Source organism: candidate division KSB1 bacterium (genome assembly GCA_024655945.1).
Classification (GTDB): Bacteria; Zhuqueibacterota; Zhuqueibacteria; order JANLFK01; family Oleimicrobiaceae; genus Oleimicrobium.
The window spans coordinates 15,974-28,517 of the sequence record JANLFK010000018.1 but is presented as its reverse complement, the minus strand read 5'-3'; the positions used below and the strand labels follow the sequence as shown (position 1 = coordinate 28,517).

Genomic DNA, 12,544 nt, shown 5'->3' with positions numbered 1-12,544 from the left:
GCACTGGACCCCGGCCGCGGCTACTTCGTCGGAGCGCAGCGGGCTCCTCTTGCGCAGCGCGCGTACAAGGCGGCCTGTAAGAGCCCTACCTGCACGAAATCGTTGAAGTGGCCCGCCTGCAGAGAGGCATCTTGCCGATTGTCGGTAAAGGTGAGAAGCTTCTGCTGCGCGGCCTTTGTGCGTGCGGCATGGCGCAACAGAGAAGTGGCAAGTACCGTCGTTGCGCTGGAGCGCGCCTCGCTGGAAAGGGTTGCTAACTTGGTAAACTCCCGTTCTCGGTCGGTGTAAAACTCGCCGCAACTCAGACAGAGGTAAAAACCACCCCCCTGCCACCACATCTTCTGGGCCCCAGGGACCGCGGTGACGGAAAAGGACCCACCCGGGAAGACCCACAGTGGGGTTGGCACTCGCTCCTTCCAGGTGGGGCGCAGCCTGCCGTTCGGGTAACGCCACTCTTCGGGGAGCAGATCCTCGCTCCAGTCTTCCTGTGGCGCGAGCATCAAGAAACCAGGCTTCCCCTCCTGGTCCTCGCTGGCGATCCCCACCGGGTGAGGGAAGAAGCTGTCCGCGGTGCGCAGCACATGGTAGTAGTCCTGCCCGCAGTGGCGACAGAACTTGATGGGCACAAAGAGGCGGCCCTGGCTTGCCTGAATCTGTCCCTCAAGGGAGAATGCGCGGCGGTCAGCGCCCTGCAGTGTCGCGTACACGGTTCGCCCCTGTCCGAGGAACTGGTGCAACTTGAAAGCCAATGCTCGCCCCCCTCCTTTGCGCACCAGGTCGCCGCCACGCGCGAACACCTGGCGCAACTGCTGCTCGCAGATCTGCTGAGGCGCGTCCACGAGCGCGGCGAGTCGCGCCGCGGTCTGCTTCAAGGAGCTCGGCATGCGCCGCCGCAGGCCACCCTCCACCAGGGGTTCCAACCCCATCTCGTATTCCACCCAGCGGACCAGCGGGTCCCGGCGAAATGCCTCCAGGTCTTCTGTCAGGCCTTGGCCCTGGGCCAGGCGCCGCTTCAGCTCTTCTGCGGAAGGTGGGCCACCCGGCGTAAAGGGCTCCAGCGTCTCCTCCACGATGTTGTCCGCAGTGAACGGATGCCCGAAGAATCGCGTCGCAAAGTCAGCAACGGCCTGCCTTCGCTCCTCGGGGCTGGCCTGCGGGTGGGCTGCCATCGTCGCGCTGGTGCCTACGTGCACCAGGTTTGTGCTTGCACAACGCTCCTTGAGGCGTCGGATGAGCATGGCCACATCCGCCCCTTGCCGGCCACGATAAGTGTGCAATTCGTCAAACACTAAGAAGCGCAGGGCACCGCCTCCGCGAGGGAGCAAGCTCTCGTCCTCTGGGCGCACCAGCATCAGCTCTGCCATCACATAGTTGGTGAGCACAATTTGCGGCGGCTGCGTGCGCATCTGTTCGCGCTGGTCATCGGGGGTCTCGCCGGTGTACTTGGCAAAGGTGAGGGGAAAGCGCCGGCCAGTGCGCTCTTCGTACTTGGCCTTGAGGCGTTCCAGCGAGGCGTGCTGGGAGTTCACCAACGCGTTCATGGGATAGACGACCAACGCCGGCGTTCCTGGAGCTCGAGTCGCCTGCCGCAGCAGGTTGTCAAAGATCGGCAGGAAGTAGCAGAGTGTCTTGCCCGAACCGGTGCCGCTGGTGACCACGATGCTTTCACCCCGTTGTACTTTGCGGATGGCCATCTCCTGATGGCGGTAGAGCAGGAATGGCGCACCATCCTTGTTGCGAAAGATGCGGGCGGTTTCCGCCACAAGCAACCCCTCGGCCAGCAGTTCGTCCACCGTGGGCCCAGATGCGTATGCCGGGCTCACCTGCACGAGCGGATCCGGCCAAAAGGTCGTTTCCCGGTCAAAGGCCTCGTCGACAAAGGCGCGCGCCCGCGCGTCCGCAATGAGCAGAAACGAGCGGACAAAGTCACGATAATCCCTCAGGACCGCCTCATGAAGGTCGAAGATGTTCATGAGTTCTCCTTAGCCAAGCATTTCGCCCAGCAACCACAGCGCTGCCGAATGAACCTGAACATGGGCAGGCAACTCCGGCAGCGCGTCGGTGGTAAGGGTGACCAGATGCAGACTGGCCCCGGGGTACTCTGCGGCCGCAGCCTGCAATGCCTGTACCTCGCGTTGCACCGTGTCCGCACTGGCCAGTTCGGCGCACACCTGAATCAAATGGGGCTTGGCGCCGGGGCGGCGCGCCACAAAATCTACCTCCTCGCCAGTGGCAGTGCGCACATAGCTCACTTCCATCCCCCAGCGCTCCAACTCAATTCTCACTGCCGTCTCCAGTGCATGGCCGACATTGGCTTTGCCCATGCGGTCAAAGACCGGAATCAGGCCCATGTCCACCGGATAGACCTTGCGCGGGTTCACCATACGCCGGCGCTCGGATGCGGTGTCCAGCCAGCAGATGCGCACCAGAAAGCAATCCTCAAGCGACGAGACCATTTGGTGCAGCGTGTCCCGCGACACCGCTATGCCTTGTGATTTCAAGTCGCGGTAGAACTTTTCCGCGCTGAACGACCCGCCCGGATTCCCCAAGAGGTGCCGCACCAGCCAGCGCAAGGCCACCACCTGCGTCAGACCACGGCGCTCCATCACGCCGCGGAGCACGGCCAGGTCCACATACTGCTGCAACAGGGCAAAGCGCTCAGGCTCGTCTAACCCCTGCGCCTCGGGGAAACCACCAACGCGCAGGTAGTCGCGCAAGGCATGGTCAAGCTCAGAGCGCTCGACAGAGCTCAACAGGTCCAACCGACTGGGCACGGGGCGCTGATGGTGACAAAGGTACTCGGCGAAGCTGAACGGATAGATGACCACCTCCCAGCCGCGGCCGCGCATGCTTGTGGCCACTTCCCGACTCAGCAGTGCCGCCGATGAACCGCTCACACAGATTTCCACCTTTTCGGTATCGATGAGTCGGCGCACGAAACGCTCCCAGCCAGGCACCGTGTGGATCTCGTCAAGGAACCAACTCACCGTCTCTCTGCCGCGGAAGGCGGGGAACAGCCGATAGTACTCCTCAACCAGCGTGTGCAGGCGGCTGGCTTCGATACCGGCCAGCCGCTCGTCCTCGAAGTTGATGTAGGGCAGGCGCTCGCGGGGCACTCCTTGCTCCATGCGTTCGCGCCGCAACTGATGGAGAAAGGTCGTCTTGCCCGCCCGACGCATGCCGATGACCGCCGTGGCCTTGCCGGGCAACCAGACCCGCGTGTGCACCCGGCGCGGAGTAGCCGCCGGCAAAGGCGCCACCAACGAATCGCTCAGCATTTGCGCCAGGCGCGCCCTGATGGAGGATGTGTCTTGCCAGCGCATCGGTCTAAATTTACCTTCTTGGAAGGCGAATATCAAGCACTTTTCTCCTTCTGGGAAGGAGAAATCTGCCGCCTGCGAACCTCCCTCGCCTGGATGCTTCCCCGGGCGTTTTGGTCAGCCGTCCCAGATCAGCAGGAGGCCCGCAAGGGTGGCTCACCGCTCGGCCCTTCCCGCTCATAGGGCGCAGCAGGGGGGTACCACCCGCAGTCCCCCGGGCCTTGCCGATGTCAGCCACAGGGCAACTGTCCGCAGCTGCCCTGTGCCCAACACCAACCAACTGCCGCGAAAAGACCGCCGGGCACTGCAACCTGCCAGGTCGTGCCGACCAGCAAGGGCCACCTGTACCGCCGCGCGCCTCCCAAGAGCCGTGATCCTTGCATTGCCCGCGGCTGGTTTTCGCCTGGTGAGAGCCCCGCGAGCAACAACATTCGGGCGGCAGAATAGGCGCACGGAGCCGGGCACAACCGCGTGCTGCCCGCCGGCGGCACCACTTCAGCTACTCCTGCCGCCAGCGATTCCACCTTCCGTCGGCAAAGTACCCCCACGTCCAGGCCACCGTGCATGACCCCCACTGGAGGGGCCACACAGTTGTACAGCCACTCGGGGCCCCTGGTGGCCCCCTCGGCTCCTCTGCGGGGGGTGAATCGTAGGTTTTGCCGCCCTTGCTCTTGCCGGAGGAGCGGGTTGAGCACATGCGAAAGGCTGAGCAGCTCTGAGTGCAAGGTCGTGATCTTGTCCCTTTTGGTCCTCGAGGAGTCTTGCGACTGCCTCCGCCGCTCTGGGCCTAGCGCCTGCCGCTTAGCTTCATGGGAAGCACATCCGGGACGCAGCAGAAGTATGCTAAGCAACGGTTTCGGCTCGGCAAGGCGGAGATAGAGCGCCAGGCGCGCGGCGTCCTGGGCCTCCTCTGCACCAACAACTATTACTACCTGAGCTGTTAATCCCTTCGCTTGATGCATAGTCATAATGTTGACAGCGTTGCTTTGTTGTTCCTGCTCAGCATCACCAAGGGACACACTGATTGAGCGAAGAAGTTCAATAATGTCTCGGACAGAATATGCATTGATAACATGCTCAAACAGTGCTATCACTTTTTGCCGCACATCTTGGCTGGCAATGTGTTTGTTAGCAATCTCCTTGATAGCATCTGTCAGGCCAGTGGTAGACTGGACAGTTGTCTTGGCATCAGCGACGGCTTGTCGTATGCTCTCCACTTCTCGCACAAATGATTGACCAAATCCTGGCAGAAGACCAGGATTGGAAACTACAGCAGAAATAGCCTCAGCAAATCTCTTACCTTGCTTGCGAGGTAAGGCATAGAGAGTGTTTAGCTTCTCTTCACCTATGCTATTCCTTCGTAACATAAGCAGGGTGCGCCAAGCGGGATGGTCGTTATCGTTGGCTGTCAGACGCAAAACACTCAGGAACTGACGTCCTTCTTTGCTGTTTACGGGCTCAAGTGGGTCAACTGCTATGCTTACAGGTACTCCAAGCTGTTCGAGTTTTTTACGGATAGGATCGGAGAAAACGCGGTTTCGGTCACTCCTGAGCTAAATCAGAATCTGCTCAGGTTGAATATTCTGCTCTGTCACAAGCCATTGGCATATATGCGCGATCGCGTCAGCTTCTCTACTCTGGTTAGCAAAATTGAGAATGTGAACTTCACCTGAAGGCACCTCGGCGGCTGGAGCAATAGTCTTGGGAAGACGACGGGGGTCCTGATTAGCGACGTAATTAGCGAGAGCTAGTATTTGTGAGCCGCACCGCTTGCATTCCTTGAGGTCAAGTGAGACAGAGGGCGTGTAATCCTTGTCAAAGCGTCGAATGCCTTCTGGATCAGCATATCGAAATCCGTATATGCTCTGGTCATCATCTCCTGCTACATACAGCTCTGCACCATGTTCGGTCAAGCCTTTGCTAACTGCCAAGTCACATGGATCAAGATCCTGATACTCATCAACGACAATGTGTTTGGGTTTTTGCTCTATACCGACAATCCCTTCTTCAAGAGCGTGCTTAAGCTGATAAACCAGCTCTGCGCGTAAGGTATATCCAAAAATCTGCCTATGTTCCTGCCATGCGCCATGGAACTGTGGATTGGGAGCGCGGTAACCATCTGCATCCGCAATCAACCTTTCCCAATCAGCAGAAAGTTGGTTTAGAAGTTCACGCGCCTCAGTTACACGCGAAAGACCCATGATGTGTTTTAAATCCTCTTCGATAATGAAACGTTCCTCGAAATCATCGGCGATGCGAATCGGGGTAGGAAGCTTTCCGCGCGCTCCCCGCTGTAGTATGAGACTAAGGGCATAAGAGTGCAATGTAGAAATGTGAGGCATTGCCCCATTACCAAACTCGTTAGTAATTCGCCGTCTTAGCTCAGCAGCCGCAGCTCGTGTAAATGTCAGTGTTAGAATGTCGCTAGCAGTTACGCCTATGTCATGCACGAGATAGAGAATCCTGCGAGTAAGTACGAGAGTTTTGCCTGTTCCTGGACCGGCGAGAAGTCTTGCATGCACTCCAGTTGAAGACACTGCCTGTTGTTGTTCTGGTGTAAGGTTGTCTTGCCAAGTCATGGTTGCCTCCTACTACGCGCTGCAATTTGCTGATTCAATTCGATCAACGGCACAATGCTCTCCCGCCTTGCCTCTGCCGAGGGCATGAAGCGCACCTGCCCGCGTTCGTTCTGGTAGAAGTCGTGCTGCAAGTTTAAATCTTCCCAGCCGTAGCAGGCAAGGATGGCGTTGTCCATTTCGGCGTGCAGTTCGCGCAGGCGGCGGATGTCGTCATCCTGGCAGGCGGGGTTGTGGAACAGGTTGTAGGTTTTGGTGAGGCCCAAGCCCCGCGCCAGCATGACCTGGCGGCGGTGTTCGTGATAGGCGCCCCCAACCTGCGCGGCGCGGGCGAAGGGCGGCCGCGCTAGCAGGGCGGCTAAATGGGGCGCGGCGTATTCGGCAGGCGGGAAGGGGAAGGTCTCGAAGCAGGCACTTACGGTATAACGTTTATCAGTTCGTAGTGTGGGTCCGTATTTCCACACCCAGGTTTCGTGTAAACTGGATTGCAATAATCCAAAGTGGTAATCATCGCCAAAACCAAAAACGATTATTGTTTGGTCATATACAAGCCCCTTGGGTAAAAATATCATTCCGTGTTTGTCGCCCGTAAGACTTCGCACCAGTACCCGCTGCAGGGGGGCGATGGCTTGATAGAGTTGTGTTGCGGCAGAGCCATATTCCCACCAGAATTTTTTGCGTCTGGCTTGGGTAGGAATGGAATCGCGCAGTTTTTCGCGCTCTGGCTTCACGCGCTCTTCCACACTGCGCAGCAGGTCGGGGTATTGGCGGGCGCGTTCCAAATCCCAATCGAAAAAATTAATCACCCAGCGCGAAGGTTGCTGCTGCGGGTGGCTGTTGAGGTCTTCGCCGTTCAGGTAGGGGAAGAGGCAGTCGGCATGGCGCGGGTTATGGGCAAGTAATCGTTCGGCTTCCTCAGGCTGTAACACAAAACCCATTCCCAATACGATGCTCTCTTGAAATACCTTGCCTTCGTTGCGCTTCAGGCGGGCGGGTTCGCGTTCGGGCTGGTCATCGAGGCGGCAGTCGAGAACGGGAGCGCCCTCACCCCCAGCCCCTCTCCCAAAGGGAGAGGGGGGCGACTCAGGGCGACGAGGTTGACTTCGACGCTGGCCTGGCCGGGCCATTTGACGAAGCGCTGGGCAAAGTGTATCTGCCCGCCCTGTTGGAGGATGACCGCCAGGCCGCTTTCGCGGGTGTCGCCCTGGCCGAGGGTGTTGGTGGCAATCATGCCCAGCCGTCCGCCGCGGCGCAGCAGGCTGAAGGCGCGGCGGAAGAAGGCGGCGCACAGGTCGGCGGTGCCGCCGAAGGGCGCAAAGGCATATTCCAGCCACTTGCGGTAGGGTTCGCCGAAGTTGCCGCTGATGCGCAGCCCGCCCATGAAGGGCGGGTTGCCGAGGATGACATCGAAGCCGGCCCCCTCACCCCGGGGCGCTCTGCCAGAGGGAGAGGGGAGAAAGACCTCCGGAAACTCCAGCGGCCAGTGGAAGAAGGCGTGTTCGGTGGCCAGCCCCTCAGCCCCACCAGTCACCCGGCCGTCCGGCGTCTGCGGGTTCTCCATGCATTGGCGAACGTAACGCGTGATGGCGATACGCGTCACGTTTTCTTTGGTCAGCGGCGTGAAGAACGCGGCCGTCCACAGGTCGGCAGCCTTTTTCAGGCGTTCGTACGACGAGCCCCCGCCGCGCATATTCTGGTAGATTTGTTCGACGCTCTGTACCCGCGCCAGCGAGTCCTGGCTCACCTTGGCCAGCTCGCTACTCTCCATCGCATAGGCCTGCAGCTCCTGGCCCAGGCCGTCGTCCAAGGCCGTCTCGAGTTGCTGCTCATGCACCTGCCGCGCGTTGCGGTTGCTCCGCGCCGCCTGGCGCGCCACCTGGCGGTCATCGCCGGAGAGCGGCCTATACGCCTCGTCCGGCACCCCTTCTTTGAGGCGTGCCAAGTCGATCATACCCACAAGTGAGTCGCCACAGCGAATGCGGTGGCCGAGGAAGGTGAGCGGCATACCCGGGCAATGGCTTCTAACCAGAGGGCCAAGCGGCAGAGCTCTACGGCCAGCGGGTTCTTGTCCACGCCGTAGATGCAGCGGGCGATGACGTCGCGGGTGGCAGGCCGCACCTGTTCCGGCGTCGGCTCCTGCTCGCCGGTGCGGATGCGCGCCAGTTCCTTCCCTAAGCGGCGGGCGGCGGCCAGCAGAAAGTGGCCAGAGCCACACGCAGGATCGAGCACCCGCAGGGAGAGAACGGCTTCTTCTTTGTCGTCACGAGTCTTGGCCTGCTTCAATCGCTCTGCCAGCACCGGTTCCAGCGCCGAACGGACGAGTTCTGCCACCAGTTCTGGCGCCGTGTAGTAGGAGCCGGTGGATTTACGCTCCGAGCCGGGCCTCAGTTCGAAGCTCGGCCGCCCGGCGGCATCGGAGGTCACGGCCGGGTAGTAATCGAGCAAACTCTCATAGACCGAGCCGAGTTCTTCGGTATCCAGCGCGCCATAGTTGACGCGGCGCGGTGGGCTCGATGCGCTCTCCTGGTAGTAGGCCAGGAAGCGGAAGGCCTCCAGCAGGTCGCGATTGCTGATGGTTGCGGCGTCGAGGTCCAGCTCGGCGAACAACTCCCCGTTGAGAGGGGCAGCACCGAGGAGACCGGCCAACTTCTCGTCGGAGAGGACCTTCCAGAGCACGCGCAGGCAGCACCAGAGGTCGTCGTCTTCCGTGTATCAGCTTCGTCGATCCACCAGTTGGCGGAGCCGGGCCACGCCATAGTGCTCGCAGTAGAGGGGGTCAGAGCTGATCAGGCCCCGGTCTTCGGAAACCAGGAGAAAGAGGAAGCGATAGACGAGGCGGAGCAGTTGCCGGTACAGGTCCTGCGGGAGGAGTTTGTTGCTACCATGGTACTCTGGCGACAGCAGTTCCCTGAGCCGCGCACTGCGGGGGTGCCTCAAAAAGCCCTCGGCTAGACGTGTGAGGCACTGCTCCACGCCGTCGCGGAGACGCTCGCGCACCCGACCGCCCTGTTCAACGGAGTAGCGGTAGTACTGCTCGAGCAGGCACTGGTCGGTATCGGCAAAACTCTCGGGCAGCCTGGAGCGGTGGAGCAGCCGGTAGAGGGCCACAAAATCTTGAAAGTGCTGCTCCTCCAGAATGGCGGCCATGTCGAACTCGATGTAGGCCTGGCGGCGCACATAAGTGCTGTCGCGCAGCAGGCGCAGGGTCAGGCCGTTGGTGACGATGCCCCACAGGTGGTCGGTGCGGTTGAGGAACTCCTGCACCAGGGAGTGCGGCGCCAGGCGCGGGCGGCCGGCGGGGGCCAGCCGGCCCAATTCCTGGCGCGCGCCGACGATGTGCACCGGCGGCGACTCCTCGCTTTCGCCAGCCCGATGCGAAATGGCAAAGGTGAGGCCGTCCACGTCATAGGCGCGAGCGTTGTAGCGGAGCTCGTAGCCAAGGAGCCCCAGAAAGGGGATGACCCAGGCGTCGCGGGTCACAGAAGTGCCCAAGTCGGACGAAGGTAACCGCTCCAGGCGGTGCTGGAACACGCCCCACAGGGAGCGAGCATCGGCAAACACCGCGGCGATCTCATCGGTGAGGTGGCGTCGGCCAATGGCAAAATCAGTAGGGCGCTGGCCGGGCAGCTCGCCGGCCAGGAGCTGCTCCAAGACGTCCGGGCCGAAGAGTCCACCCTCGATGCGAATGGCAGGAAATGCTCTCATGACCTCACCAAGGGTTGCAAGACCAACAGTCCCAGAAGGTCCGGTGGCAAAAACGGCTTCACGACGAACGCGCGGCGCACGGTTGCCCTGCGGCGTGTAGAATACGCTTGTGGCTTTCTGCTCATGCCTGGGCGCGCAGGGTGAGCACCTGGCCCACATGCTGCTGGATTGCGCTGGCTTGCTCCAGATCGGCACCTTCTTTTGGCCACTCGCCTATCTGGGCCAGAGCAGCACGCACCAGCTCGCGCTTCTCCGCCATGGGCACGTTGGCATCGGGCCTGGCCTCGACCAACAGCCGCAGCGCGTCGTTGTTGTCCCGCCATTGCGGCTCTTTGGTGCCGCCCGCACGATAGCCGAGAACCAGGACTTCTTCCGACAACAGCGGCGCTCTGTCGGTCTGTTCAAGGAGGTAGCGCGCGCGGAGGAGCAAGAGGTTCGTCAGGTGAGAGACTGCCCCTGCACGCATTACGCCGCAGCGGGCAGCGGCGGCGGCGCCCTGTCTGCCCAGGGCCTCTTCCACTAAGTAGCGGGCCAATGCTGCCACAAAGGGGTGGTTGCCGCCAAGGTATTCGGCGCCTTCGGGTGTCGGCGAGGTGAAGCTCACCACCTATTGCGGTCTGGAGCGGGTGCTGCCTTTGGGCGGCTCGGGCAGGGCAAAACGGATGGCGTCCGGCAATCTCTGCGTGCTCTCTGGGGCAATGCTGATGCGGAACACGTCAGGCACCCTCTTGTCCTCGGCAATGGCCAGACCGAGGCGCTGGGCAGCGGCGAGCACGAAGGTACGCACCGCTTCGGGGTCACCCAGGACGCTATCGGTGGCCTCCAGTTCCCTTTGCACCTCCTGCGGCTTCAGCGCCCGCTGAGCAAAGCGCGTGCGATTGATGCGCTCTCGTTCGGCCTCCTGGTCCCATGTATGGTGCAGGGCGGTTACGTCCTCGAGCTCGAAAAGCCGCAGTTGCGCGGGCTTGTCCAGTGCCCTTCGCCGGAAAAAGAGGGCATTCAGCACTGCCTCGATGACGCTCTCGCTCTCCTCCGGCACCGGGACGTGCGTGCCGAGGGTCTGGCGGATTTGGCGCGCCTTGTTCAGCAGCACGTCGATAAGGACGCCGTCAACCGGATTGTCCTGGCCGTAGAAGCGGATGGCTTTCACCCGCGGGCAGGTCTGGCCATAGCGGTCCACCCGGCCCTCTCGCTGTTCCAGCCGGTTGGGGTTCCAGGGCAAATCATAGTGCATCACCGCGCTGAACTTGTCTTGGAGGTTGATCCCTTCACTCAGGCAGTCTGTGGCTACCAGAACGCGCGGGCGATCGGGCTCGATTTCCCTAATGCGTGCCTCGCGCTCGTCGTCGCCGATGCGGCCGGTGATGGTCACCACCTGCACTTCCTCAGGCAGGACCTTGCGCAGGTGCTCGCCCACATACTCGGCGGTGGCCACATAACGGCACCAGACGATGGGGTGAAAACCTTCGGCGACGAGGCGGCCTACAGCCTCCTGGCAGCGGGCGAGCTTGGTGTCCTCTTGCGAGCTGTGCAGAGCCTGGGCAAGGCGGCTAAGCTCGCGCAGTTTGCGACGTTCATCCTCCTGGAGCGTCTGTTCCGCTGCCGCCACTGGCGGGATCGGAACCTCATCGTCGGTGCGGTCGACGTCGGATTCGAACACCGATGGGCTGAATTCGCCCTCTTCTTCGCTGTCTGGTTCCCTCTCCCCCTGTCTCTTGGCACGCGCCTCCAGAGCGGCCAGCGCTGCCGCCGGGCTGGACATCACGCAACGGAGAAGGGCCAACGCCGCCCAATACCGTACCCTGCGCCTAAGCTGTTCCAAGTTCGCACCGCTGCGCACGATCTCGGAACAGAAGTGGTACGTCTGGGTAAAAAGCTGGCGATAAGGGGCCGAAAGCTGGTAGGTCAAGTCCGAGGAATCGCGCCCTGGGAAGCAGCGCTGACCGTCCCAGCCTTGTTCAATGTCCTTGCGGGTGCGCTGCACAAAGTGCTTAGCAAGCTCGCTGCGCTGCGGTTCGGAGAGCTCGGACAGGTTCCAGTGGCGAAACTCCGGTCTCAGCAGGCCGAGGAGCGAGCGGAACGCCTCTTCGATGCCGCTGTGCGGTGTGGCGGTCAGCAGGATAAGGTGGCGCCGGGGATCTTCGGCAATTTCACACAGGAGGCGGTGGCGCTCCTGCTGGTTGCGGCTGCGTCCGGCGGCCTCGGCGGCACCGTGCACCTCGTCGACGATAACCAGGTCTGGGCAGAAGCGCAGGAAGAGGTGCTTGTTGCGGTCGCTCTTCACCCAATCGAGGCTGATGACGAGAATTGGGAAGTGCTCGTAGATAGTCCTGCCCCGTGGCACGCGCCGCTCCAGGCTCCCCACCGTCCCGGAACGAACGACTGCTGCCTCGAGGTTGAATTTCGTGCGCAGTTCCGCCTCCCAGTGCTCACACAAATACGGCCGGCAAAGCACACAGAAACTGCCAATTGCGCCGCGGTCGCGCAGTGCGCGGGCCACGAGCAAGGCCTCGATGGTTTTGCCCACGCCTACGTCATCGGCGATGAAAAAGCGCACCGGGTCCAGGCGCAGGGCCATGAGCAGCGGCACGAACTGATAGACACGCGGCCGAATGGAGATGCGGCCCAAGGAGCGCAAGGGGGTGGCCCCCTCGCGCAGCGCCAGGCGGGTAGCCTGTCAGAGCAGGTGGGCGCTTGCGGCGTCGCTCAGGTCTGCCTGGGTCGGCGGCGGGAAGAGCGACGGCTCAACTCGCTCTTCCGGTATGGCGGAGGCAACCTCGTTGCTCAAGGCGCGATGAATGGCCACCACCTCCTCGGTGGCCCCCGCAAGCGGTCGCAAGCGAATCACCTCCCCATCGCTGGGTAGCAGCACCCAATCGCGATTGCGGCAGCGCACAATCGTTCCCGGATTCATGCACCAGTCTCCACGACAATCGCCCGGCT

At 61.6% G+C, this 12,544-nt stretch carries 11 protein-coding genes; 1 reads left to right on the top strand and 10 read right to left on the bottom strand.

The features are described 5' to 3' along the window. Window positions 1-20: 20 nt before the first annotated feature. Window positions 21-1,973, bottom strand: coding sequence for a DEAD/DEAH box helicase (locus NUW13_15620; GenBank protein MCR4440438.1), 1,953 nt, complete (start codon window positions 1,971-1,973; stop codon window positions 21-23). Window positions 1,974-1,982: 9 nt separating this feature from the next. After that, window positions 1,983-3,323: an ATP-binding protein gene (locus tag NUW13_15615; protein ID MCR4440437.1), complete on the bottom strand. Its 1,341-nt coding sequence runs from the start codon at window positions 3,321-3,323 to the stop codon at window positions 1,983-1,985. Window positions 3,324-4,129: 806 nt separating this feature from the next. Here NUW13_15615 and NUW13_15610 point away from each other — a divergent pair. After that, window positions 4,130-4,264, top strand: a complete 135-nt coding sequence (locus tag NUW13_15610; GenBank protein MCR4440436.1) for a hypothetical protein — start codon at window positions 4,130-4,132, stop codon at window positions 4,262-4,264. A 609-nt stretch (window positions 4,265-4,873) separates the two neighbouring features. On the opposite strand, the gene NUW13_15605 is transcribed toward NUW13_15610, so the two are convergent. The 8 genes from NUW13_15605 to NUW13_15570 all read right to left on the bottom strand — a co-directional run bounded on the left by NUW13_15605 (window position 4,874) and on the right by NUW13_15570 (window position 12,515). Beyond that, complete coding sequence (locus NUW13_15605) at window positions 4,874-5,899, bottom strand: ATP-dependent helicase (protein ID MCR4440435.1); 1,026 nt, start codon at window positions 5,897-5,899, stop codon at window positions 4,874-4,876. Further along, a complete protein-coding gene (locus NUW13_15600; protein MCR4440434.1) occupies window positions 5,896-6,834 on the bottom strand; it encodes a hypothetical protein in 939 nt (312 codons plus the stop codon). The genes NUW13_15605 and NUW13_15600 overlap by 4 nt, the downstream gene beginning before the upstream one ends. A gap of 44 nt (window positions 6,835-6,878) precedes the next feature. Further along, entirely contained in the window at window positions 6,879-7,901 is a 1,023-nt protein-coding gene (locus NUW13_15595; protein MCR4440433.1) for a BREX-1 system adenine-specific DNA-methyltransferase PglX, read from the bottom strand. Beyond that, window positions 7,844-8,572 carry an N-6 DNA methylase gene (locus tag NUW13_15590; protein ID MCR4440432.1) on the bottom strand — a complete coding sequence of 243 codons (729 nt, stop codon included), beginning with the start codon at window positions 8,570-8,572 and terminating at the stop codon, window positions 7,844-7,846. Before NUW13_15590 ends, NUW13_15595 begins: the two co-directional genes overlap by 58 nt. Before the next feature lie 36 nt (window positions 8,573-8,608). After that, the gene (locus tag NUW13_15585; GenBank protein ID MCR4440431.1) at window positions 8,609-9,601 is read right to left on the bottom strand and encodes a hypothetical protein; all 993 of its coding nucleotides are present in this window, start codon (window positions 9,599-9,601) and stop codon (window positions 8,609-8,611) included. 121 nt (window positions 9,602-9,722) lie between these two features. Continuing rightward, the gene (locus NUW13_15580; GenBank protein MCR4440430.1) at window positions 9,723-10,208 is read right to left on the bottom strand and encodes a hypothetical protein; all 486 of its coding nucleotides are present in this window, start codon (window positions 10,206-10,208) and stop codon (window positions 9,723-9,725) included. Continuing rightward, window positions 10,209-12,239 (bottom strand): DEAD/DEAH box helicase, encoded by a 2,031-nt coding sequence (locus NUW13_15575; GenBank protein ID MCR4440429.1) that lies wholly within the window; start codon window positions 12,237-12,239, stop codon window positions 10,209-10,211. A 39-nt stretch (window positions 12,240-12,278) separates the two neighbouring features. After that, window positions 12,279-12,515, bottom strand: a complete 237-nt coding sequence (locus NUW13_15570; protein ID MCR4440428.1) for a hypothetical protein — start codon at window positions 12,513-12,515, stop codon at window positions 12,279-12,281. Window positions 12,516-12,544: the final 29 nt, after the last annotated feature.

What these genes read in the sequence shown, in the direction of transcription:
- NUW13_15610 (MCR4440436.1), top strand. Translation starts at nt 4,130, where the DNA reads ATGGGAAGCACATCCGGGACGCAGCAGAAGTATGCTAAGCAACGGTTT.
- NUW13_15595 (MCR4440433.1), bottom strand. Translation starts at nt 7,901, where the DNA reads ATGCCGCTCACCTTCCTCGGCCACCGCATTCGCTGTGGCGACTCACTT.
- NUW13_15600 (MCR4440434.1), bottom strand. Translation starts at nt 6,834, where the DNA reads ATGGGTTTTGTGTTACAGCCTGAGGAAGCCGAACGATTACTTGCCCAT.
- NUW13_15620 (MCR4440438.1), bottom strand. Translation starts at nt 1,973, where the DNA reads ATGAACATCTTCGACCTTCATGAGGCGGTCCTGAGGGATTATCGTGAC.
- NUW13_15585 (MCR4440431.1), bottom strand. Translation starts at nt 9,601, where the DNA reads ATGAGAGCATTTCCTGCCATTCGCATCGAGGGTGGACTCTTCGGCCCG.
- NUW13_15570 (MCR4440428.1), bottom strand. Translation starts at nt 12,515, where the DNA reads ATGAATCCGGGAACGATTGTGCGCTGCCGCAATCGCGATTGGGTGCTG.
- NUW13_15615 (MCR4440437.1), bottom strand. Translation starts at nt 3,323, where the DNA reads ATGCGCTGGCAAGACACATCCTCCATCAGGGCGCGCCTGGCGCAAATG.
- NUW13_15605 (MCR4440435.1), bottom strand. Translation starts at nt 5,899, where the DNA reads ATGACTTGGCAAGACAACCTTACACCAGAACAACAACAGGCAGTGTCT.